General features: G+C 63.4%; 23 protein-coding genes. 18 read left to right on the top strand and 5 right to left on the bottom strand.

Translation table 11 applies throughout. The features are described from left to right. Nucleotides 1-2: 2 nt before the first annotated feature. From C6A77_RS07575 to recX, 11 genes are all read left to right on the top strand, one after another. Nucleotides 3-512: a phage major tail tube protein gene (locus C6A77_RS07575; RefSeq protein WP_027920000.1), complete on the top strand. Its 510-nt coding sequence runs from the start codon at nucleotides 3-5 to the stop codon at nucleotides 510-512. A 10-nt stretch (nucleotides 513-522) separates the two neighbouring features. Next, a complete protein-coding gene (locus C6A77_RS07570; protein WP_114168897.1) occupies nucleotides 523-825 on the top strand; it encodes a phage tail assembly protein in 303 nt (100 codons plus the stop codon). Nucleotides 826-950: 125 nt separating this feature from the next. Further along, complete coding sequence (locus C6A77_RS25790) at nucleotides 951-2,705, top strand: hypothetical protein (RefSeq protein ID WP_178082380.1); 1,755 nt, start codon at nucleotides 951-953, stop codon at nucleotides 2,703-2,705. Between the two features lie 9 nt (nucleotides 2,706-2,714). After that, entirely contained in the window at nucleotides 2,715-3,560 is an 846-nt protein-coding gene (locus C6A77_RS07560; RefSeq protein WP_114168896.1) for a phage tail protein, read from the top strand. Then, a complete protein-coding gene (locus C6A77_RS07555) occupies nucleotides 3,535-3,741 on the top strand; it encodes a tail protein X (RefSeq protein ID WP_114168895.1) in 207 nt (68 codons plus the stop codon). The genes C6A77_RS07560 and C6A77_RS07555 overlap by 26 nt, the downstream gene beginning before the upstream one ends. Nucleotides 3,742-3,745: 4 nt before the next feature. After that, nucleotides 3,746-4,783 (top strand): contractile injection system protein, VgrG/Pvc8 family, encoded by a 1,038-nt coding sequence (locus C6A77_RS07550; RefSeq protein WP_114168894.1) that lies wholly within the window; start codon nucleotides 3,746-3,748, stop codon nucleotides 4,781-4,783. A 24-nt stretch (nucleotides 4,784-4,807) separates the two neighbouring features. Then, nucleotides 4,808-5,356 (top strand): glycoside hydrolase family 19 protein, encoded by a 549-nt coding sequence (locus C6A77_RS07545; protein ID WP_114168893.1) that lies wholly within the window; start codon nucleotides 4,808-4,810, stop codon nucleotides 5,354-5,356. Further along, nucleotides 5,350-5,835: a lysis system i-spanin subunit Rz gene (locus C6A77_RS07540; protein ID WP_114168892.1), complete on the top strand. Its 486-nt coding sequence runs from the start codon at nucleotides 5,350-5,352 to the stop codon at nucleotides 5,833-5,835. Before C6A77_RS07545 ends, C6A77_RS07540 begins: the two co-directional genes overlap by 7 nt. A 105-nt stretch (nucleotides 5,836-5,940) precedes the next feature. Then, nucleotides 5,941-6,423: a nicotinamide-nucleotide amidohydrolase family protein gene (locus C6A77_RS07535; RefSeq protein ID WP_114168891.1), complete on the top strand. Its 483-nt coding sequence runs from the start codon at nucleotides 5,941-5,943 to the stop codon at nucleotides 6,421-6,423. Nucleotides 6,424-6,526: 103 nt separating this feature from the next. Further along, nucleotides 6,527-7,594, top strand: a complete 1,068-nt coding sequence (recA, locus tag C6A77_RS07530) for a recombinase RecA (protein WP_114168890.1) — start codon at nucleotides 6,527-6,529, stop codon at nucleotides 7,592-7,594. A gap of 19 nt (nucleotides 7,595-7,613) precedes the next feature. Beyond that, nucleotides 7,614-8,084 carry a recombination regulator RecX gene (gene recX / locus C6A77_RS07525; RefSeq protein ID WP_075043995.1) on the top strand — a complete coding sequence of 157 codons (471 nt, stop codon included), beginning with the start codon at nucleotides 7,614-7,616 and terminating at the stop codon, nucleotides 8,082-8,084. Nucleotides 8,085-8,131: 47 nt separating this feature from the next. On the opposite strand, the gene C6A77_RS07520 is transcribed toward recX, so the two are convergent. Next, nucleotides 8,132-9,250, bottom strand: coding sequence for an LOG family protein (locus tag C6A77_RS07520; RefSeq protein WP_114168889.1), 1,119 nt, complete (start codon nucleotides 9,248-9,250; stop codon nucleotides 8,132-8,134). A gap of 161 nt (nucleotides 9,251-9,411) precedes the next feature. Between C6A77_RS07520 and C6A77_RS07515 the strand changes: the two genes are divergently transcribed. After that, nucleotides 9,412-9,621, top strand: a complete 210-nt coding sequence (locus C6A77_RS07515) for a hypothetical protein (protein ID WP_114168888.1) — start codon at nucleotides 9,412-9,414, stop codon at nucleotides 9,619-9,621. Between the two features lie 16 nt (nucleotides 9,622-9,637). On the opposite strand, the gene C6A77_RS07510 is transcribed toward C6A77_RS07515, so the two are convergent. Further along, entirely contained in the window at nucleotides 9,638-10,057 is a 420-nt protein-coding gene (locus C6A77_RS07510; protein ID WP_114168887.1) for a quorum-sensing-regulated virulence factor family protein, read from the bottom strand. A 219-nt stretch (nucleotides 10,058-10,276) separates the two neighbouring features. On the opposite strand from C6A77_RS07510, the gene C6A77_RS07500 reads away from it, so the two are divergent. The 3 genes from C6A77_RS07500 to C6A77_RS07490 all read left to right on the top strand — a co-directional run bounded on the left by C6A77_RS07500 (nucleotide 10,277) and on the right by C6A77_RS07490 (nucleotide 12,155). Further along, nucleotides 10,277-10,987: a tRNA-uridine aminocarboxypropyltransferase gene (locus tag C6A77_RS07500; protein WP_114168885.1), complete on the top strand. Its 711-nt coding sequence runs from the start codon at nucleotides 10,277-10,279 to the stop codon at nucleotides 10,985-10,987. A 78-nt stretch (nucleotides 10,988-11,065) separates the two neighbouring features. After that, nucleotides 11,066-11,716 (top strand): response regulator transcription factor ErdR, encoded by a 651-nt coding sequence (erdR, locus tag C6A77_RS07495; protein ID WP_114168884.1) that lies wholly within the window; start codon nucleotides 11,066-11,068, stop codon nucleotides 11,714-11,716. Between the two features lie 73 nt (nucleotides 11,717-11,789). Next, complete coding sequence (locus C6A77_RS07490; protein ID WP_114168883.1) at nucleotides 11,790-12,155, top strand: diacylglycerol kinase; 366 nt, start codon at nucleotides 11,790-11,792, stop codon at nucleotides 12,153-12,155. Here C6A77_RS07490 and finR read toward each other — a convergent pair. After that, a complete protein-coding gene (gene finR / locus C6A77_RS07485; protein WP_114168882.1) occupies nucleotides 12,152-13,078 on the bottom strand; it encodes a LysR family transcriptional regulator FinR in 927 nt (308 codons plus the stop codon). The genes C6A77_RS07490 and finR overlap by 4 nt on opposite strands. A gap of 117 nt (nucleotides 13,079-13,195) precedes the next feature. Here finR and fpr point away from each other — a divergent pair, with 117 nt between their 5' ends. Next, a complete protein-coding gene (gene fpr / locus C6A77_RS07480; RefSeq protein WP_003252381.1) occupies nucleotides 13,196-13,975 on the top strand; it encodes a ferredoxin-NADP reductase in 780 nt (259 codons plus the stop codon). A 100-nt stretch (nucleotides 13,976-14,075) separates the two neighbouring features. Here the strand turns inward: fpr and C6A77_RS07475 are convergent, their stop codons facing one another. Together C6A77_RS07475 and C6A77_RS07470 are read right to left on the bottom strand one after the other, a co-directional pair. After that, nucleotides 14,076-14,570, bottom strand: a complete 495-nt coding sequence (locus tag C6A77_RS07475) for a SprT family zinc-dependent metalloprotease (RefSeq protein WP_114168881.1) — start codon at nucleotides 14,568-14,570, stop codon at nucleotides 14,076-14,078. A 141-nt stretch (nucleotides 14,571-14,711) separates the two neighbouring features. Continuing rightward, a complete protein-coding gene (locus C6A77_RS07470) occupies nucleotides 14,712-15,311 on the bottom strand; it encodes a Yip1 family protein (protein ID WP_114168880.1) in 600 nt (199 codons plus the stop codon). 261 nt (nucleotides 15,312-15,572) lie between these two features. Between C6A77_RS07470 and ttcA the strand changes: the two genes are divergently transcribed. Continuing rightward, nucleotides 15,573-16,397, top strand: coding sequence for a tRNA 2-thiocytidine(32) synthetase TtcA (ttcA, locus tag C6A77_RS07465; protein WP_012270926.1), 825 nt, complete (start codon nucleotides 15,573-15,575; stop codon nucleotides 16,395-16,397). 4 nt (nucleotides 16,398-16,401) lie between these two features. Further along, the gene (locus tag C6A77_RS07460; protein WP_114168879.1) at nucleotides 16,402-17,073 is read left to right on the top strand and encodes a DNA-3-methyladenine glycosylase I; all 672 of its coding nucleotides are present in this window, start codon (nucleotides 16,402-16,404) and stop codon (nucleotides 17,071-17,073) included. Nucleotides 17,074-17,225: the final 152 nt, after the last annotated feature.

The following is a 17,225-nucleotide window of genomic DNA, read 5'->3' as shown; positions in this document are numbered from 1 at the left end:
ACATGGCAATGATTCCCGAAACCCTGGCCAACCTGAACCTGTTCGTCGATGGCGTCAGCTTCCAGGGCGATGTACCCAGCCTGACCCTGCCCAAGCTCACCCTGAAGATGGAGGAGCACCGCCCCGGCGGCATGGACATGCCGGTCGAAATGGACCTGGGCATGGAGAAGCAGGAGGCGGCCTTCACCACCACCGGCGTGCGCCGCGAAGCGCTGAAGTTCTTCGGCCTGGCCGACGGCAGCGGCTTCAATGGCACGTTCCGAGGCGCCTTCAAAGGCCTCAAGGGCAAGATCAACCCGGTCGTGGTAACCCTGCGTGGCACGCTCAAGGAAATCGACATGGGCGACTGGAAGTCCGGTGACAAGGCCGAGATCAAGCACAGCGTCGGCTTGACCTACTACAAGCTCGAAGTCGATGGCCGCCTGATCTACGAGATCGACGCGCTGGGCATGAAGCGCGTGATCGACGGTGTCGACCAGCTGGCCGCCCAGCGTGCCGCGCTCGGCTTGTAAGGAGACGACCATGGCTCAAGTGAAAAAGCAGCCTCAATGGCTGACCCTGGGCGCCGAGCGCGTCACCGTGCGCCTGTCGCGCCCCAGCGAAGCCAACGGCGTTCAGGTCGACAGCCTGTCGCTGCGGGCACCGACCGTGCGGGATATCCGCAACGCCCAGGCCGGGGGTGTGGACGATGACGAGCAGCGCGAACTGAACCTGTTCGCGTCGCTGGCCGAGGTGGGCATCAAGGACCTCGAAGGCCTGGCCCTGAAGGACTATAGCCGCCTGCAAAGCGGCTATTTTCGCCTGGTGCAGGACGACGAACTTTGACCCGGCGCGGCAGAAGGCCGCCGCGCGGCGGCTGGCCAAGGAGCTGAATTTTTCGGCGAGCGAGATCATGACCATGTCGTACAGCGACATGGTCTGGTGGCTCGCCCCGTGACAAGGAGGAACCTATGGCGAACACAGAGGTGTTCTCGCTCGGGCTCGGCGTCACCGTCATCAACCCCCTGGGCCAGGCCATCGAGTGGCTGCGCCGGGACGTCGACCGCCTGCGCCGGCAGGCCGACGGCACCCGGCTTGGCCGGCTCATCGGCGAAGTGATCCGGCTGGGGTTGGCGCTCGGGAAGGTACGCGAGGTCGAACGCCAGCTGGCGCTGGACCAGGTACAGCAAGACGAAGAGCCGATCGCCAGGCTAGGTGCGGAGGCCGCTGCCGTTGAGCGCTTACGCCAGCATTACCTGATGCTGGACCGGGTGCTTGCCGGGCTGGCGCAGCTCAAGCCGCTGCAGGGCCAGATGACGGTCAATGTCTTTCAACAGTGGCATTCGGTCGTGCAAGGGCCAGGGGGCGCTACACCAGGCAAGCTGCAAGCGCCTGCGCAGGCCCCCGCACAGGCTTCCAGGCCGGCTCCCGGCGCGCAGGCCGGTGATGACCTGGGCAACCTCGGCAAGGGCCTGGCGGTGGCCGCCGGGGCTGGCGGGGTTGCTATCGCTGGCGCGTATCGCACGCTGCCGCCGGAACGACAGCGTGCGATACGCGAGCGTATTTCGAAGGAGTGGCGGGACAACCGTGTCGAAACCTTCGGCAAGGTCGCCAAGGCGGTAATCACTGCCGAGGACGGGGAAGAAAGGGCGCGTGGCGTCGGCGCAGCGGTCGGCGAAATCGGCGGCCGCGTGCTGGGCGCAATGGCACCTCTGCTGTTCAAAGGCAAAGGTAAAACGCCAGGTAAAAGCTCGAACACAGCTACAAGCAGAGGAAAGCGTCAGCGCAGAGGTGAAAGCCAGCGCAAGGCTCGAATCAAGGCGCAAAGAGCAGCCGCGCGCAAGCAGACTGCAGAACGGCAGGCAGAGCAAAAGCAGGAGGAAACCGCGCAAGAACAGTGGGCCAGGTTTGGCGGCCAACTGGGCGAGGCTGCGGGTGATCTGGTCGGCGGTGCGCTGTTCAACTGGATCACGGCGGAGGCTGAGCCGACGCCACAAGGCAACGGCACGTTTTTGCAGGGCGAGGCGCAAGCCGCTTCCCGGATGGCGTCCTCGCTACCTTTGATCGGCACAGGCAAACAGCTGCCCTTGGCCGGAAAACTGTTCAGGCGCGCCCCACTTACGGCAGTGCTGGATACCTCGCGGCAGGTGGCCGAGATCTACCAGGGAGAAGCCGCGCCCGCAGAGAAGCTGGAAGGCTATGGCGAGGCTGTCGGCGGGCTGGGTGGCAGTTTGGCCGGCTCATCGGCCGGGTGGCTCGGTGGCGCGGCGGCCGGTGCCCTGATCGGCTCGGTGGTGCCGGGTATAGGCACAGTGATCGGCGGTGCCATCGGCGGCCTGCTGGGGAGCCTGGGTGGTGGTTATCTGGGCGGCATGGGCGGTGAATGGGTCGGCGGCGCGTTAGGCAAGGCCGTGGCATCCGTCGCCGGTTCCGATGCGCCAGGGGCGAGCAAAGACGCTGGCGGTATCCCCGGCCAGGCAGAGCGATTGCAAAAAAGCGTCCCATCTGCACCGGCACCAGCCGTTTCGACACCGGCGCCACCGGCTATGGCGACGCCTGCCATCAACCAGCAATTCACCTTCACCGCCAACATGCCGGTGACTTTCAACAACAGTTTCGATGACCCGACCACCCTGCAACAACTGGAAGCCATCGCCCGCCGCGTGCTTGACGACCTGATGCGTCAGGCGCGCGCGGTGCAGATGGTCGATCAACCACAGCCATGAGGAGAACCCATGACCTACCTGGAACAGTTGCAAGGTGGCTTGCATGCACTGGTCAAGGCGGGCGAAGCAGGGCGTCGGCGTGCCGACGCCATGCTCGAACCGATGAACCAGGCGGTCGACCATGCCAGGGAGGCGGCCGTTGCGCTCGAAGCCCTGCCATGGATCGGCCCGGCGATCGGCAAGCGCCTGCAACGCACCCTGCGCGCCATGGATTCGGCCAGGCAGCGCGTCGACAAGGTCATCGCCAAGTACGACCAGACCCTCGCTGTGGTGCGCAAGGTGCGCGACCGCGTCGAGGCCTTCAGCGAACAGCTGGGCAAGGCCGGAGCGGCGGTACGGCGTGTGCTGGGCGATGTGCGTTCGGCCGCCGGCAGTGTGTTGTCGACCCTTGGCCTTGCGCCTGACGCCACGCCTGCGGCGCAAGCGATCACGCCGTTCCCGCACCTGCTGGTACTGCAACCGCTGAAGGCCGACACAGCGCCGTATTACTTCAACCTCGACACTGCTGCCTTCGATCAACTGCGTCGGCAAACGCGTTTTCGCTGGGCCGGGCAGGAGCGTTTGAGCCGCGAGAATGCCCAGCAGGCGGTGGGGCTGGGGGAGGAGACCATCACTATCCGTGGCGCAATTTTCCCGGGTTTCAAGGGCGGATTGGGCCAGTTGCAGGCCCTGCGTGGCATCGGCCGCCAGCTACTGCCACTGTCGCTGACCACCGGTTATGGCGAAGTGCTTGGCACCTGGTGCCTGACCCGCATCGAAGAAGAGCAGGGCGCCTTGCTGGCCGGCGGCATTGCGCGCAAACAAGGTTTCTCACTGGAGTTCGTCAGTTATGGACAAGACCTGCAAAACGTCTGAGGGCGACCTGCTCGACACCCTCTGCCAGCATTATTACGGGCACCTCGATGGCAGCGTGGAAGCGGTGTTGCAAGCCAACCAGGGGTTGGCCGATGAGCCTCAGCCATTGCGCAGCGGCGTAACGCTCCGTTTGCCGGTGCTGGCGCTGGCATCGGCCGACGCCGTGCACCTGTGGGGCTGATGCCATGCAGCCACAATTTCGCATCCAGGCAGATGGCAAGGACATCACGGCACTGATCAATGATCGCCTGTTGTTGTTGCGTACCACCGATAAACCGGGCATGGAATCGGATGACTTCGAGCTGCGCATCGATGCTCGCGACGGCACCGTGGCCGTGCCGGCGCGTGGCGCCCAGGTCGAGGTGCATCTGGGTTACGCCGGCCAGCCGCTGACCCGGCTGGGGCGTTACACCGTCGATGAAGTCGAGTTGCTCGGCCCACCCGACACCTTGGTGATCCGCGGGAAGGCCAGCGATCTACGCGGCAGTGGCCGGACCATCCGCAGCGGCAGCTGGGAGGCCGTGCCTTTGCAGCGCATTGTCGCCGAAATCGGTGCACGCAATGGCTGGCAGGCCATCTGCCCGGTATTGACGCAGGTGCCGCGGGTGGACCAGGTCAACGAATCGGACCTCAACTTCCTCACCCGCCTGGCGCGCCAGTTCGACAGCACTGCCAAGCTCGCCAATGGCCAGTTGCTGGTACTGCCGCGCCAGAGCGGGCAGAGCGCCAGCGGCAAAGCGCTGGGCGTGGTCGGCATTGCCCGCGGCGATGTCAGCCAATGGCACTTTCGCCTCGATGACAAGGCCGCGCGCAAGGCTGTGCGCACCCGTCATCTCGACGTAGCCAGTGGCGAGGCGAACACCATCGAACTGGTCAACGACGAGGTGGCCGAGGGGCAACGGCCGGTGCATACCGACCGTCATCTCTACCCCAACCGTGCTGCTGCCGAACAGGCCGCCAGGGCCCGCCTGGCCAGCTTCAACCGTGATACCGCGCATGTGCGCCTGGACTTGCCTGGGCGTACCGACCTGTTCGCCGAGCGCAGCATCGACTTGCAGGGTTTTGTCGATGGCCTCGACGGCCAGTACTTGATCGACGCGGTCGAGCAGGTGTTCACCAGTTCGGGCTGGCGCACCACCGTGCAAGGTAATGGCGGCAGGTCAGGCAAGAAGCTGAAGGCCAAGGGCGCCGCGCCCCGCCGCCAGGCCGCAATAAAGGCTTGAGGGCGATACAAAGGAGTGCCAGACATGCTCACTGAAACCCAACTGCTATACATTTTGCCGAACGCCCGCCCTGTAGCGGGCGTTTTTCTTTCTGCACTGAACGCCAGCCTGCCACGTTGGGAAATTGACAACGCCAAGCGCGTGGCGGCGTTCATCGCCCAGGTCGGTCATGAATCAGGCCAGTTCCGTTATCTGAAGGAGCTGGGCAACGACCACTATCTGGCCCGCTACGACACCGGCAGGCTGGCCCTGCGCCTGGGTAATACCCCCCAGGCCGATGGCGATGGCCAGCGCTATTGCGGGCGCGGCCTGATCCAGGTTACCGGGCGCAACAATTACCTGGCCTGCAGCCGCGCGTTGTTCGGTGATCAGCGCTTGCTGGCGCAACCGCAACTGCTCGAACAACCACGCTGGGCCTGTGAATCGGCCGCGTGGTTCTGGCATTCGCGTGGGCTCAATGCCCTGGCGGACCGAGGCGAGTTCAACCGCATCACGCGCCATGTCAATGGTGGGCTCAATGGGCTGGATGAGCGTCTCGAGCTTTGGGCGCGGGCACGCGAGGTGTTGTGTTGAACCGATGGCGACTGGGGCTGGGCGGGTGCTTGCTTGTCCTTTTGGTGGCGCTGGCCTGGCAGGTACAGGGTTGGCGCTATGGCCGGCAGCTGGCGCAACAGGCGCAAGCCCAGGCGGACGCCGAGGCTTCCCGGCTGCGCGCCGAACGTGAGCGGCGTCAGACTCTGGAACGACGCCTGGAAGAAAGTGAAACTCGTCATTTCAAGGAACTCGCCGATGTTCAGCAGGCTCAGGCTCGGCTGCGTGATCGCCTTGCTACTGCCGATCTGCGGCTGTCAGTCCTGGTCGAGCGCGACAACCTCCCCGGCTCAGTGTCTGCCGCCTCCAGCGCCGGCGGCGTGGGTCATGCAACCGTACGCGCCGGACTTGAGCCGGCGCATGCTCGACGAATTATCGCCATCACCGATGAAGGGGACCGGGGGTTGATTGCGTTGCGGGCTTGTCAGGCTTATGTGCGGGAGGTGCGTGGTGGGCTTTGATGCCTGTCTCGAGGCGCCTGGCGCGTGTGCGGCTTGCCCTCGAAAGCGGCAGAAATGCTACGGTGTTTGCACTCCTATCCAGGAACCCCATCAAGGAACATTGACATGGACCCAATCACCGTCCTTTCCACCCGCCTCGGCGAACACCTGCGCCGCTTCAACGCGCAGGTCACCACCGCCGAATCCTGCACCGGCGGTGGCATCGCCGAAGCCATCACCCGCGTGCCCGGCAGCTCGGCCTGGTTCGAGGCTGGCTACGTAACCTACTCCAATGCCCAGAAAACCCGCCAGTTGAATGTGCCTGCGGCACTGTTCGCCGAGGTTGGCGCAGTCAGCCAGGAAGTGGTCGAAGCCATGGCACGCGGTGCCCAGGCAGCCAGCGGTGCGCGCTTTGCCGTAGCCGTCAGTGGTGTGGCCGGGCCGGACGGCGGTTCGCCGGCCAAACCGGTGGGTACCGTGTGGCTGGCCTGGGCTGACGGCAGCCACGTATCCAGCGAGCGCCGCCAGTTCGACGGCGACCGCGAGGCGGTGCGGCGACAGACGGTGATCGCCGCGTTAGACGGCTTGTTACAGCTTGGTGCCGAGTAAATCGACGACAGGGGTTTGCGTGAGCGTTCGCCTGTGGAATAATACTGGCTACTTATACAGGTATTCCGGCCGTCAGGGCCAAGTCGAACACGTGAGGATTTCAATGGACGACAACAAGAAGCGCGCCTTGGCTGCGGCCCTGGGTCAGATCGAACGCCAATTCGGCAAAGGCGCGGTCATGCGCATGGGCGACCACGAGCGCCAGGCTATCCCTGCCATCTCCACCGGCTCGCTGGGCCTGGACATCGCGCTGGGCATCGGCGGCCTGCCTAAAGGCCGTATCGTCGAGATCTACGGCCCGGAATCGTCGGGCAAGACCACGCTGACCCTGTCGGTCATCGCTGAAGCCCAGAAAAACGGTGCCACCTGCGCCTTCGTCGACGCCGAACACGCACTCGATCCTGAATACGCCGGCAAACTGGGCGTCAACGTCGACGACCTGCTGGTTTCCCAGCCGGACACCGGCGAACAGGCGCTGGAAATCACCGACATGCTGGTGCGCTCCAACGCTGTTGACGTGATCATCGTCGACTCCGTGGCCGCCCTGGTACCGAAGGCCGAGATCGAAGGCGAGATGGGTGACATGCACGTGGGTCTGCAGGCTCGCCTGATGTCCCAGGCGCTGCGCAAGATCACCGGTAACATCAAGAACGCCAACTGCCTGGTCATCTTCATCAACCAGATCCGGATGAAGATCGGCGTGATGTTCGGCAGCCCGGAAACCACCACCGGTGGTAACGCCCTGAAGTTCTACGCCTCGGTGCGTCTGGACATCCGCCGTACCGGCGCGGTCAAGGAAGGCGACGAGGTGGTCGGTAGCGAAACCCGCGTCAAGATCGTCAAGAACAAGGTCTCGCCGCCGTTCCGCCAGGCCGAGTTCCAGATCCTCTACGGCAAGGGCATCTACCGTAACGGCGAGATCATTGACCTGGGTGTTTCCCAGGGTCTGGTCGAGAAGTCTGGCGCCTGGTATGCCTACCAGGGCAACAAGATCGGCCAAGGTAAAGCCAACGCTGCCAAGTACCTGGCGGAAAACCCGGCCATCGGCGCCGAGATCGAGAAGCAGATCCGCGAGAAGCTGCTGACCTCTGGTGCTGTTGCCGCTGCTGCCAAGGCTGCTGCTGCCGAAGCTGATGCCGATGACATGGCCGACGCTGACGCCGGTTATTGAGTGCGATAGATAGCCGAACATGTCCGCCGTACTCGACACCCCCGTCGCCATTCGGCGGACAGCCATGGACCTGCTTGCGCGACGTGAGCACGGTCGTGTCGAGCTGACGCGAAAGTTGCGTCAGCGCGGCGCTTCGGACGAGTTGATCGAGCCCGAGCTCGACCGGCTCGCCGAAGAAGGGCTGCTTAGCGAGGCCCGCTACCTCGAAAGCTTCATCCGTTACCGTTCCAGTTCTGGTTATGGCCCTGCGCGTATTCGTGAAGAATTGGGCCAGCGTGGCTTGGCGCGTGCTGATATCGAGCAGGCGTTGCGCGAAAGCGAGGTGGACTGGGGCGAGCGCATGCGGGATGTATGGCAGCGTAAATTTGCTGGTCAACGCCCGCATGACCCCCGCAGCCGTGCCCAGCAGACCCGCTTTCTCGCTTACCGGGGTTTCCCGATGGACATGATCGGCCGCCTGCTAAGCGGGCGTGATATCGACGATTACTGACAAACTGTGCTGCCTGGCCCGGCTTTATCGCCAGGCCAGGTAACCACTCAGTTGGCTTTCAACGCTTCCCTGGCCCGCTGCGTGGTATGCATGGGCTGTGGCTTTGCCCAGTTTTCCGGGAGGTTGATGAAATCCACCAGCTCGCGCAGCCGGCCCTGGTCCCGGCCATTGAAGGCAAACGACAAACGGGTCAGGTGGCTGAAATTGCCTACTTCGTGCTCGGCACTGCTGTCAGGCTGCTGGTGATACTTGCCACTCAGGCGCAAGTCGGCGAAGCCTTCCTGGATGTCATACAGCGCCGCCTCGCTCAGCGGATGGTGCATGCGGATCACGAACTGGCTCTTCAGCCAGCGGCTGGAGTGGTAGTTGCTGTAGAACTGGTTGATCTCCTCGACTGCCTCGTCGGCGCTGTACACCAGGCGCAGCAGCTTCAGATCGCTGGGCAGGATATAGCGGTTTTCCTCCAGCTGGCGGCTGATGAAGTCCAGGCAGTCGCGCCAGAAGCTGCCGCCTGGCGAGTCCAGTAATACCACCGGCACCAGCGGGCTCTTGCCGGTCTGGATCAACGTCAGCACCTCGAGCGCTTCATCCAGGGTGCCGAAGCCACCCGGGCACAGCACCAGTGCATCCGCTTCCTTGACGAAGAACAGCTTGCGAATGAAGAAGAAGTGGAAGGGCAGCAGCTTGTCGGTGCCGTCCACCGTGGGGTTGGCGTGCTGTTCGAAGGGCAGGGTGATATTGAAACCCAGGCTGTGGTCGCTGCCGGCGCCTTCGTGGGCTGCGGCCATGATGCCACCGCCGGCACCGGTGATGACCATCAGGTCGGAGCGCGCCAGGGTTGCGCCAAGCTCGCGCGCCAGTGCGTACATCGGGTGTTCCAGCGGGGTGCGCGCCGAGCCGAACACGGTCACCTTGCGCCGCCCGCGGTAACGCTCCAGGGTGCGGAACGAATGGTCCAGTTCACGCAGGGCCTGCAGGGTGATCTTCGCGTTCCAGCGGTCGCTGTCGTCATGGGCCATGCGCAGAACGGTCAGCATCATGTCGCGGTACAGCGGCAGGTTGGGGCTGTGCGGTGCTACCAGTTGCAGTTGTGCGTCAATGTTGCTCAGGTCGATGTTGTTGTCGCGGAAGTGGCTGAACAGCAGTTCACTCGATTGGTAAGGCATGCAACGTCTCCTTCTGCACCAATACCTCTGACCTCAATCTAGACCCTCGCGCCCGATCGTGCCGGGGTGTTCGGCACCGCCATCCGTCGGCGTGCCGCCACGGGTGACGCGGGTTTGGTTAACTGGGTAAAGCGAAACGTGTCGATGCAGGAGGTGGCGGTATGCATCGCTTGGTCATCGAAGTGGACCGGCAGCTTTACCAGCAACTGGAAAATGCGGCCCAGGCGCATCACCTGAGCCTGGAGGCCGAGTGCCGGCGCAGGCTGTCGGGGCTGGAGTGCCAGTCGCGCTACTTGCAGGCGCTGCTGGCAGAGATGCGTGCCGATGCCGCTGAAGGGCGCTGGCACGCCCGCGAAGACGAAAAGGCCTAGCGGTTGAATTTTCCCGCTATTTCTTCTTGTTGCCGGCCACGCAGCTGGCATTGTCGAAAGCCTGGTCCATGATCGGCTCGTTGCTCTTGTACACCGTGAAGCGGTAGACCATGACCGCGCCTTTGGACATCAGGTTGCGGAAGCCGCTGTTGCGGCAAACGCTGTCACCCAGCTGGCTGCGCACCTGGGCCGGGTTGGCCTGCATGCGCTCGGCGTGCTCCTGGCGCACGCTCAGGTGGTTGACCAGTGCCTTGCCTTCTACCGTGTAACCTTGGTCGAGGATGTCCTCGTTGATGGCGCGCGGGGTGCCGACACTGCTTTCCTTGGCAACCTTTTGCAGCATGTTGTTCAGGTCGTATTCCTGCTTGGATGCCGCCTGGGCTGCCAGGGGCAGGGCGAGCAGCAGGCTCAGGGCGGGGACGATACGGCGCAGCATGAATCTCTCCTGGTTCGATGACTGGCGCTTTGACATGCGCGGGTCGACGGCGTTCCGTGAACATCGCGAGGCTGCGAGGTTCAGGTACGGTAAAGCGTCGATTATAAGGAGCGCCTTGCCGGCTGCACAGCAATTGTCCCCTGTTCTGGTAGACTGGCGCCCTTGTCTACTCCGAGTCATCCCTGTGCCGATTCCCAACCTGTCCAGAGCCCTGCCGGCATGAGCCATGCGGTAGCGCGCCTGCGCGCCGAACGCCTGGCCCGTAGCAACAAGCCTTTCATCGCCCGTGGCTCGCGTGCCGAACGCTGCCCCGACTGCCGGGTTATCGCCACGCATTGCCTGTGCGCCTGGAAACCCCGGGTGCAGGCGGAGTCCGGCGTGTGCCTGCTGATGCATGACACCGAGCCGTTGAAGCCGACCAACACCGGCTGGTTGATCGCCGACCTGATCGAGGACACCTCGGCCTTCGGCTGGCTGCGCACCTCGGTCGATGAACGCTTGCTGGCCTTGCTGGGCGATCCGCGCTGGCAACCCTACATCGTCTTCCCCGGCGAATTCGTCGCCCAGCAGCGGGTGGTCAGCGAGGTGGTGCGCGAGCCCGGCAAGCGCCCGTTGTTCATCCTGCTGGATGCCACCTGGACCGAAGCGCGCAAGATGTTTCGCAAGAGCCCATACCTGGACCGCTTCCCGGTGCTGAGCCTGCAGGCCGAGCAGATGTCACGCTACCGTCTGCGCCGTTCCAAGCGCGACGATCATTTCTGCACCGCCGAGGTTGCCGCCATGTGCCTGGACCTGGCCGGCGACACCCAGGCCTCGCAGGCGCTGGACGCCTACCTGGATGTGTTCAGCCTGCATTACCTGAGCGGCAAGCGGCGCCTGCCGCTGGATGAGCAGGACGACACCCACCAGCGTTTGCATACCTTCCTATAGTCCAAGGGGCACAACCCCTGCTTTGGTTCATAATGACCCTTACCCGAGTGCCCGACACAGAACAGGATCCCCAGATCGATGGCCACTTACGAAATCCTGATTGCCGATGACCACCCGCTGTTTCGTGGCGCCTTGCGCCAGGCCGTTACCCTCGGCCTGGGCCCGGATGTAAGCCTGGTCGAAGTCGCCAGCATTGCCGAACTGGAAACCCGCCTGAGCGAAAAAGCCGACTGGGACCTGGTGTTGCTGGATTTGAACATGCCGGGTGCCTACGGTTTTTCCGGGCTGGTGCTGCTGCGCGGGCAATATCCGCAAATTCCGGTGGTGATGGTTTCGGCGCAGGAAGAAGCCGCCGTGGTGGTCAAGTCCCGCGAATTCGGTGCCAGCGGCTTCATTCCCAAGTCCAGCACCCTCGAAGTGATCCAGGATGCGGTGCGCAAAGTGCTCGATGGCGAGGTCTGGTGGCCGCCGCAGGCGTTCGAGAAGGTCGATGTCTCGGCCGAGGCCAAGGCCGCCAGCGAAGGCCTGGCCAGCCTCACGCCGCAGCAGTTCCGCGTACTGACCATGGTTTGCGAGGGCCTGCTGAACAAGCAGATCGCCTACGAGCTGAACGTGTCGGAGGCGACCATCAAGGCGCACGTGACCGCGATCTTCCGCAAGCTGGGCGTGCGTACCCGCACCCAGGCGGCGTTACTGCTGCAACAACTTGAATCGGTTGCCAGTAGCTGAATGCGCCTGGCTTCACGCTTTTTTTACCCGTGCCGGTCTAGTCTGCCGGCCTTTCCGTTGTGAAGTGACTCGCATGACATCGCCATTCAAAGGCCAGACCGGCCTCAAACGTATCCTCAACGCCGCCGGCTATTCGCTGGACGGCCTGCGTGCCGCCTTTGTTGGCGAGGCCGCGTTCCGCCAGCTGGTGCTGCTCAACGTGCTGCTGGTTCCGATCGCCTTCTGGCTGCCGGTCAGCCGGGCGGAGCGGGCAATCATGATCGCCGTGTGCCTGTTGGGCCTGATCGTCGAGCTGTTCAACTCGGCGGTGGAGGCGGCCATCGACCGCATTTCGCTGGAGCGCCACCCACTGTCGAAAAACGCCAAAGACATGGGCAGCGCCGCGCAACTGGTGGCACTGACCATGGTCGCGCTGGTGTGGGGCGTGATCCTGCTCTAAGCGATTGGCGGCAACACGATTTCGTCACTGCGGGTAAAGCCCGCGGTGAAGTTGCGGCACAGTTCGAGAAATTCGCGCATGGCCGAGGTCTGGTATTTCTGTTTGTGCCAGATGAAGTAGAACTGCCGCATCAGGTCCAGCTCCGGGGTTTCCACCGCTACCAGGCTGCCGCGGCGGAAGGCGTCACGCAGCGCCAGGCGCGAGATGCAGCCGATGCCCAGGCCGGATTCCACTGCACGCTTGATGGCTTCGGTGTGTTCCAGTTCCAGGCGGATATTGAGGTTGGTGCGGTGGTGGCGCATGGCCTGGTCGAAAGTCAGGCGCGTGCCGGAGCCCTGTTCGCGCAAGATCCACGCTTCCTGCGACAGCGTCTGCACATCGGCGCGGCCCAGTTTCGCCAATGGGTGTTGCGGCGCGCAGAACACCACCAGTTCGTCCTCGACCCAGGGCTGCACTTCCAGGTCGGGGTGGTTGCAATCGCCTTCGATCAGACCCAGATCAATTTCGTAATGCGCCACCTGATGCACGATGTGCGCAGTGTTCTGCACGTGCAGTTTCACCTGGCTTTCCGGGTGCACCTGCATGAAGCTGCCGATCAGCAGGGTGGCCAGGTAATTGCCGATGGTCAGCGTGGCGCCGACCGCCAGCGAACCGAAACCGGACTTGCCGTTGAGCAGGTCTTCGATCTCCTTGGCCTGGTCGAGCAGGGCCACGGCCTGGGGCAGCAACTGTTGGCCCAGGGCGTTGAGGCTCAGGCGTTTGCCGGCGCGGTCGAACAGCTGACAGCTGGATTGGCGCTCTAGCTCGGTGATCGAGGTGCTGGCGGCCGACTGCGACAGGGCCAGCATGCTGGCAGCGCGCGAAACGCTCTGATGCTGGGCCACGGCAACGAAGACTTGCAGCTGACGAAGTGTAAATCGCATATCGATATAACCGATAACACATATCTTGATAATCCAGTTAACAGATATTGTCGCTGCCTCTAAACTATCGCGCAACTGCGCGTTTGCGTGCTGCGTTTTTCTTCAGGAGCCCCATCGATGAGCAACATGAACCACGAACGTGTCCTCAGTGTGCACCACTGGAACGACACCCTGTTCAGCTTCAAGTGCACCCGCGACCCGGGCCTGCGCTTCGAGAACGGTCAGTTCGTGATGATCGGCCTGCAACAGGACAATGGCCGTCCGCTCATGCGCGCCTATTCCATCGCTTCGCCGAACTGGGAAGAGCATCTGGAGTTCTTCAGCATCAAGGTGCCGGATGGCCCGCTGACCTCGCAGCTGCAGCACTTGAAGGAAGGCGACGAGATCATCATCAGCAAGAAGCCCACCGGTACCCTGGTGCTCGACGACCTGAACCCGGGCAAGCACTTGTACCTGCTGAGCACCGGCACTGGCCTGGCGCCGTTCATGAGCGTCATCCAGGACCCGGAAACCTACGAGCGTTTCGAGAAAGTGATTCTGGTGCACGGCGTGCGCTACGTGAACGAAGTGGCCTACCGCGAGTTCATCACCGAGCACCTGCCGCAGAACGAGTTCTTCGGTGAATCGGTGCGCGACAAGCTGATCTACTACCCGACCGTGACTCGTGAGCCGTTCGAGAACCAGGGCCGGCTGACCGACCTGATGCGCAGCGGCAAGCTGTTCAGCGACATCGGCCTGCCACCGATCAACCCGCAGGACGACCGCGCGATGATCTGCGGCAGCCCGAGCATGCTCGACGAGACCAGTGAAGTGCTGGACAGCTTCGGCCTGAAGATCTCCCCGCGCATGCGTGAGCCGGGCGACTACCTGATCGAGCGTGCTTTCGTCGAGAAGTAAGGTCAGGTAGATATAAAGGAGGCGACCCTAGGTTCGCCTTTCTTATGCGTGTTATTCATCTGTTGCCAGCACCCGCGAAGGGGCCAGTGCAGGCAAGCCACTATTCAACGCGCGTCTCGCCGCTATACACCAATATCGCCCGACACCGCTTGCACAGATAGCGCCGCCCCTGACGCACCAGCTTGTGCCGCTGCGCGGTAAACGGAAAGTCGCTCTGCGGGCACGGGCAGCGGTAGATGTAGCGGGTCACCACGCGCCGCTGCACTTCGTAATTGTGGCAACGGTTGGGCGGCAGTTCATACACGCCGCGCATGATCAGCTGCCACTCTTCGCCGTGGGCCTGGATACCGTCGCCGAACAGTTGGTGGGCCACCAGGTGCGCCACTTCATGGGCCACGGTCTGGCGCAGGAAGTCTTCCTGGTTCTCGCGGTAAAGCTGCAGGTTGAAGCGCAGCAGGTTCTGGTGCAGGTGGGCAACGCCGGCTTTTTGCCCGCGCAGCTTGAAGCTGACTTCCGGGCGCGGGAAGGTGCGTTTGAAGAAGGTTTCGGCTTGCTGATAACAGGTTTCGACGCGTTGTCTGAGCAGCTCGGGCATGGCGGGGTGGTTCTCCTGACCGGGTATTATGCCGCAACCCCGGGCAGCCTGCCGAGCCACCGGTCAGCGTAGGGCCAGAGGCCGCCTTGCGGCGGCCCCTGGTCAATGCCCCAGTGTTGGTCGAGTCTGTTCTGATCCGCCCTAATTGGTGTAAACCGGCCCCACGCCCAGGCCCCATATGATCACCGTGGCGGCCATGATCGCCACCAGCACCACAAGGCCCACCGCCAGCACCGAGCTGGAGAACAGGAAGCCTTCGTCGGACGGTATGTTCATGAAGGTCGGCAGGCCGACATACAGCAGGTACACCGTGTAGCAGATGGCCGCAGTGCCGACCAGCATGCCCAGCCACAGGTGCGGATACAGCGCCGCCAGGCCGCCGATGAACAACGGGGTGGCGGTGTAGGTGGCGAAGGCGATGCACTGTGCCATGGACGGGTTGGCGTCGTAGGTGCGGGCCATCCAGTGGATGAACGCGCCCATCACCGCCACCCCGGCAAGCATCGCCAGGTACGACATGATGCTCATCCAGATGGCGCTTTCCATGGTCAGCATCACCGCTGGCCGACCGCCGATCACCCAGCCGACCTGGGTGGTACCGATGAAAGCCGAAATGGCGGGGATTGCAGCCAGGATCAGGGTGTGCGTCAGGTACATGTGGCTGATGGTTTCTTCTTCGCCACGAATCTCCCGCCATTCCTGGTCGGGATGGGTAAACAGCCCCACAACGTGATGAATCATGCCGATCACTCCTCTGAATGTTGCCAGACGCCCCCCAGATGGAGCGCAGCGGCCCGAGGCCCGAACACCGAAGCAAGCGGTAATGTGGCCTTATGTCGCAGTATAGGAAGCCGTTACCCACACAAACCGCGCTTTTTAGAGCAAATCGCGCTGTAGCGCCGGCTGTTGATTACCTTGAAGTCTTTATCGGAATGCCTACAGCAGCGCCGCGTTTGTGCGTAAAATAGCCGGCTTTTGTCACACCTCGCGGATCCAAGCGCTATGGGCACCCTCTCGGTCAACCAGAACAAACTGCAAAAACGCCTGCGTCGTCTCGCCGGCGAAGCCATCACCGACTACAACATGATCGAGGATGGCGACAAGGTCATGGTCTGCCTGTCCGGCGGCAAGGACAGCTACACCATGCTCGATGTTCTGTTGCACCTGCAGAAGGTGGCACCGATCAAGTTCGAGATCGTCGCGGTGAACATGGACCAGAAGCAGCCGGGCTTCCCCGAGCATGTGCTGCCGGCCTACCTCAAGGAACTCGGTGTCGAGTACCACATCGTCGAGAAGGACACTTACTCGGTGGTCAAGGAGCTGGTACCGGAGGGCAAGACCACCTGCTCGCTATGCTCGCGCCTGCGCCGTGGCACCCTGTACACCTTCGCCGACGAAATCGGCGCGACCAAGATGGCGCTGGGGCACCACCGCGACGACATCGTCGAAACCTTCTTCCTCAACATGTTCTTCAACGGCGCGCTCAAGGGCATGCCGCCGAAGCTGCGGGCCGACGACGGTCGCAACGTGGTGATCCGCCCGTTGGCCTACTGCAGCGAGAAGGACATCCAGGCCTACTCGGACATGAAGGAATTCCCGATCATTCCGTGCAACCTGTGCGGCTCGCAGGAAAACCTGCAGCGCCAGGTGGTCAAGGACATGCTGGTGGAGTGGGAGCGCAAGCACCCGGGGCGTACCGAGAGCATCTTCCGCGCCTTGCAGAACGTGGCGCCGTCGCAGCTGGCCGACCGCAACCTGTTCGACTTCACCAGCCTGAAGATCGACGAAAACGCCACCCCGCGCTTCCTTGACGTGTTGAACATCTGAGCCCATGCGCGATTACCAGTGGCTGCATGAGTACTGCCTGAACCGCTTCGGCTCGGCCCAGGCCCTGGAGGCCTTTCTGCCGCAGCCGCGCACGCCGGCACAACTGCGCGACATCAGCGACGACCGCTACCTGTCGACGCTGGCCCTGCGCGTGTTCCGTGCCGGGCTCAAGCACAGCCTGGTGGATGCCAAGTGGCCGGCGTTCGAACAGGTGTTCTTCGGCTTCGACCCGGAAAAAGTGGTGCTGATGGGCGCCGAGCACCTGGAGCGGCTGATGCACGACGAGCGCATCATCCGCCACCTGGGCAAGCTCAAGAGCGTGCCGCGCAATGCGCAGATGGTGCTGGATATCGCCAAGGCCCATGGCAGCTTTGGCGCGTTCATTGCCGACTGGCCGGCGACCGATATCGTCGGGTTATGGAAGTACCTGGCCAAGCATGGCAACCAGCTGGGCGGGTTGTCGGCGCCGCGCTTCCTGCGCATGGTCGGCAAGGACACGTTCATCCCGACCGACGACATGGCGGCGGCGTTGATCGCGCAGCAAGTGATCGACAAACAGCCGACCAGCCAGCGGGACCTGGCCTTGGTGCAGCAGGCGTTCAACCAGTGGCATGCCGAGAGCGGGCGACCGCTGTGCCAGTTGTCGGTGATGCTGGCGCATACCGTCAACCATTGAGATCGCTGGGGCTGCTTTGCAGCCCATCGCCGGGCAGCCCCGCGCCCCCCCCCCACCCCCCCCCCCCAACCCGGGGGGGGGGGGGGGGGGAGAGGGAGGGGGGGGGGGGGGGGCCGCCCCCGCCCCCCCCCGGCCGCGGGGGGAGAACCCCC

The sequence above is a fragment of the Pseudomonas sp. AFG_SD02_1510_Pfu_092 genome, assembly GCF_003331055.1.
GTDB lineage: Bacteria > Pseudomonadota > Gammaproteobacteria > Pseudomonadales > Pseudomonadaceae > Aquipseudomonas.
This window is presented reverse-complemented; position numbering and strand designations above follow the sequence as displayed.

Excerpts from the sequence above, each read along its gene's own strand:
- C6A77_RS07490 (WP_114168883.1), top strand. The coding sequence starts at position 11,790 with ATGACATCGCCATTCAAAGGCCAGACCGGCCTCAAACGTATCCTCAAC.
- recX (WP_075043995.1), top strand. The coding sequence starts at position 7,614 with ATGTCCGCCGTACTCGACACCCCCGTCGCCATTCGGCGGACAGCCATG.
- C6A77_RS07560 (WP_114168896.1), top strand. The coding sequence starts at position 2,715 with ATGACCTACCTGGAACAGTTGCAAGGTGGCTTGCATGCACTGGTCAAG.
- C6A77_RS07460 (WP_114168879.1), top strand. The coding sequence starts at position 16,402 with ATGCGCGATTACCAGTGGCTGCATGAGTACTGCCTGAACCGCTTCGGC.
- recA (WP_114168890.1), top strand. The coding sequence starts at position 6,527 with ATGGACGACAACAAGAAGCGCGCCTTGGCTGCGGCCCTGGGTCAGATC.
- C6A77_RS07515 (WP_114168888.1), top strand. The coding sequence starts at position 9,412 with ATGCATCGCTTGGTCATCGAAGTGGACCGGCAGCTTTACCAGCAACTG.
- C6A77_RS07575 (WP_027920000.1), top strand. The coding sequence starts at position 3 with ATGGCAATGATTCCCGAAACCCTGGCCAACCTGAACCTGTTCGTCGAT.
- C6A77_RS07535 (WP_114168891.1), top strand. The coding sequence starts at position 5,941 with ATGGACCCAATCACCGTCCTTTCCACCCGCCTCGGCGAACACCTGCGC.
- C6A77_RS07500 (WP_114168885.1), top strand. The coding sequence starts at position 10,277 with ATGAGCCATGCGGTAGCGCGCCTGCGCGCCGAACGCCTGGCCCGTAGC.
- C6A77_RS07510 (WP_114168887.1), bottom strand. The coding sequence starts at position 10,057 with ATGCTGCGCCGTATCGTCCCCGCCCTGAGCCTGCTGCTCGCCCTGCCC.
- C6A77_RS07545 (WP_114168893.1), top strand. The coding sequence starts at position 4,808 with ATGCTCACTGAAACCCAACTGCTATACATTTTGCCGAACGCCCGCCCT.
- ttcA (WP_012270926.1), top strand. The coding sequence starts at position 15,573 with ATGGGCACCCTCTCGGTCAACCAGAACAAACTGCAAAAACGCCTGCGT.
- C6A77_RS07570 (WP_114168897.1), top strand. The coding sequence starts at position 523 with ATGGCTCAAGTGAAAAAGCAGCCTCAATGGCTGACCCTGGGCGCCGAG.
- fpr (WP_003252381.1), top strand. The coding sequence starts at position 13,196 with ATGAGCAACATGAACCACGAACGTGTCCTCAGTGTGCACCACTGGAAC.
- C6A77_RS07520 (WP_114168889.1), bottom strand. The coding sequence starts at position 9,250 with ATGCCTTACCAATCGAGTGAACTGCTGTTCAGCCACTTCCGCGACAAC.
- C6A77_RS07470 (WP_114168880.1), bottom strand. The coding sequence starts at position 15,311 with ATGATTCATCACGTTGTGGGGCTGTTTACCCATCCCGACCAGGAATGG.
- C6A77_RS07555 (WP_114168895.1), top strand. The coding sequence starts at position 3,535 with ATGGACAAGACCTGCAAAACGTCTGAGGGCGACCTGCTCGACACCCTC.
- C6A77_RS07550 (WP_114168894.1), top strand. The coding sequence starts at position 3,746 with ATGCAGCCACAATTTCGCATCCAGGCAGATGGCAAGGACATCACGGCA.
- C6A77_RS07475 (WP_114168881.1), bottom strand. The coding sequence starts at position 14,570 with ATGCCCGAGCTGCTCAGACAACGCGTCGAAACCTGTTATCAGCAAGCC.
- finR (WP_114168882.1), bottom strand. The coding sequence starts at position 13,078 with ATGCGATTTACACTTCGTCAGCTGCAAGTCTTCGTTGCCGTGGCCCAG.
- C6A77_RS25790 (WP_178082380.1), top strand. The coding sequence starts at position 951 with ATGGCGAACACAGAGGTGTTCTCGCTCGGGCTCGGCGTCACCGTCATC.
- erdR (WP_114168884.1), top strand. The coding sequence starts at position 11,066 with ATGGCCACTTACGAAATCCTGATTGCCGATGACCACCCGCTGTTTCGT.